This window comes from Candidatus Termitispirillum reticulitermitis (assembly GCF_054655775.1).
Genome location: NZ_BAAIHG010000112.1, coordinates 1 through 2,519, shown reverse-complemented (window position 1 = coordinate 2,519; position 2,519 = coordinate 1). Strand labels below are relative to the sequence as shown.

Below are 2,519 nucleotides of genomic sequence, written 5' to 3'. Positions count from 1 at the left end.
CGCACGATTGGCAACATTAAGATGCCTGTTGGCAGTAAATGACAACGAATTAGTATAAATCTGCACGACTCTCTCCTTTTACAGCCCTCATACAGCTATAACAGCTATAACAGCTATAACATTTTAGTTTTAGCTCTTGCCTCCATGCAACACCCCGCACTATCGGCAGATTGTTAGGGAAAGTTTAAGGAAAGCTTTACTTCTTGCCACTACGGAGGAAGGTGACTCAAAGAGTATTATCCCCTGACGCTTTTTGAGCAATTGCTTGACTGAATAATCTAAACGGTGTATTTTAATTTGCAATGAATATATTATACTACGACTGTTTCTGTGGTATCAGCGGAGATATGAACCTAGCGGCTATGCTGGAGCTAGGATTGCCTGCAGACCACCTAAAATCAGAACTTGCTAAACTTAACCTAACTGATAGATACACTATTAACATCACCAAAGCTAGCAAGCATGGCATTATGGGCACTCAGCTAGACGTGTTGCTGGCGAGTGAAACAGATGAACACCACACCCATAGAAACCTTGCTGATATAGAAAAAATTATTAACGATAGCACCCTAAACGACAATATTAAAAAACTTGCCCGCGAAATGTTCACCCGCCTTGCCACCGCTGAAGCAAAGGTGCACGGCACTACAGTTGAACAAATTCACTTCCACGAGGTGGGCGCAACAGACTCAATAATAGACATAGTCGGCGCAGCTATCGCCCTTGACTACCTGAAACCTGCTCAAGTGCTAGCATCAACCGTCCAGCTAGGCGGCGGATTCGTTGAATGCGCTCACGGCACTATCCCTATCCCCGCACCCGCTACTATTGAACTGCTGTATGGCGCACCTACTAAAACAGGACTAGTGCCATTTGAAACCACCACCCCTACAGGTGCAGTAATATTGGCACACAACGTAGACGTTTGGACTGACACCCCGCAGATGACAATCACCAAAATAGGCTACGGGCTGGGCAAACGCGACCTATCAGTGCCTAATATGCTGAGAGTATATCTAGCAGAGACTAAGTCAGATATAGTTCCAGAAAAACAATATATATTAGAAACCAATATTGATGATATGAACCCCGAACTATACAGCTACGTAGAGGAGAAATTATTGTCCGCAGGGGCGTTGGACGTGTTCAAAACGCCTATTATGGTGAAAAAAGGGCGGCTTGCCGTAAAGCTATCAATACTAGTCACTCCTGCAAAAGAGGCAGAAATTACTAAAATTATATGGACACAAACCTCGTCAATTGGTATAAGAAAACTGGCTGTAGAAAAAATCGCACTGAAACGAAGTTTAGAAAAGATACCCACAGAATACGGAGAGCTTACTATAAAACGCGCTTATTTAGATGATGTCCCTATAAAATACAAGGCTGAGTATGAAGAGTGCAAGCTCGCCGCTGAACGTTGCGGTATGCCAATATCTGCTATCTATGATGCAGTAGCCAGAGCGATGGATAATAACAATGCTGACAAATCTTGACCTTATCTGGTCTTACACAAAGGAGCTGGCAGAGCGCTTGACAAGCTCGCCTGAAAATATGCAGTCGGTTGAGCTGACCAACCAATACTATGCATCGTTTGAACAGCTGATGCAGATAATAGAAAACCCCGAAGAGCTTAAAAAAGAAGAGGTGCTAGAAGATATAAGACTGACGATTAACGCACTGCACGATGCCTACGTGCAAGAAGAGAACCGCTTGCGAGCGGAGATTACCATCATGCGCAAGAACCAGCAGTTGCACCATATATACCTGATGACAATGAAAGACCCCGCCGCTGACACCAACTATAATAAAGAAGGTTGAAGTTATGCTATTGCCTATTTATCAGCTGTAGTGCCATTTGCGGCAGTTGGTTAGCTTGTGCTAGCATTGCTGTGGCTGCGTTCATCATTATCTGGTTCCTCGCGAAGTCCGCACTCGCCTTTGCCATATCAATATCCCTTATCCTGCTTGACGCCGCCAGAATATTCTGCTGTCCGATAGATAACGATTTCAACGCATGCTCCATCCTATTGATACGAGAACCTATCTCCGCCCTCTGCTGCACTACATTTTTAATGGCAGAATCTATCTTAAAAAGTGCCCTCTGCGAATCAGGCAAGGTAGTCAGATATACATCATCTATCTCTAACGCTACAGTATCAACCCTGCCTACGCTTATATCCATATACTGCCCAGCATTCGCACCTATCTGCGAACTAGTCTCCTTGTTCGCTATATGGATATACTGCGGGTCTAAATTTGCGTCCTGCTCAAATACTATATTGCCATCAGCACCCATCTTCGCACTGGTAATTATATTCGGGTTGAGCTTTATATTAACACCCTTTATAACCCCCCTCATCATATAGTCTATTGATATATCACTATTGACATACTGCTCTGTATGCGCATCAAATACGTTCATCGTTATAACATCATTCTCAGACTGCTGTATCTGCTCTATGCTTAACGCCCTAAGAATATCTTCATCCGCTACAAAACGTATCTCTGAATTCCGA

The 2,519-nt window shown here is 43.8% G+C and carries 3 protein-coding genes; 2 read left to right on the top strand and 1 reads right to left on the bottom strand.

The annotated features are described in order from the left end of the window. Positions 1–302: 302 nt before the first annotated feature. A complete protein-coding gene (larC, locus tag AC1MDJ_RS07520; RefSeq protein WP_479690305.1) occupies positions 303–1,496 on the top strand; it encodes a nickel pincer cofactor biosynthesis protein LarC in 1,194 nt (397 codons plus the stop codon). After that, positions 1,480–1,821 (top strand): hypothetical protein, encoded by a 342-nt coding sequence (locus AC1MDJ_RS07515; protein WP_479690304.1) that lies wholly within the window; start codon positions 1,480–1,482, stop codon positions 1,819–1,821. The genes larC and AC1MDJ_RS07515 overlap by 17 nt, the downstream gene beginning before the upstream one ends. Positions 1,822–1,828: 7 nt before the next feature. Here AC1MDJ_RS07515 and AC1MDJ_RS07510 read toward each other — a convergent pair. After that, positions 1,829–2,519, bottom strand: a 691-nt coding sequence (locus AC1MDJ_RS07510; RefSeq protein WP_479690303.1) for a flagellin, incomplete at its 5' end; no start/stop codon positions are given.

Coding starts and splice junctions, on each gene's coding strand:
- larC (WP_479690305.1), top strand. CDS start 303: ATGAATATATTATACTACGACTGTTTCTGTGGTATCAGCGGAGATATG.
- AC1MDJ_RS07515 (WP_479690304.1), top strand. CDS start 1,480: ATGCTGACAAATCTTGACCTTATCTGGTCTTACACAAAGGAGCTGGCA.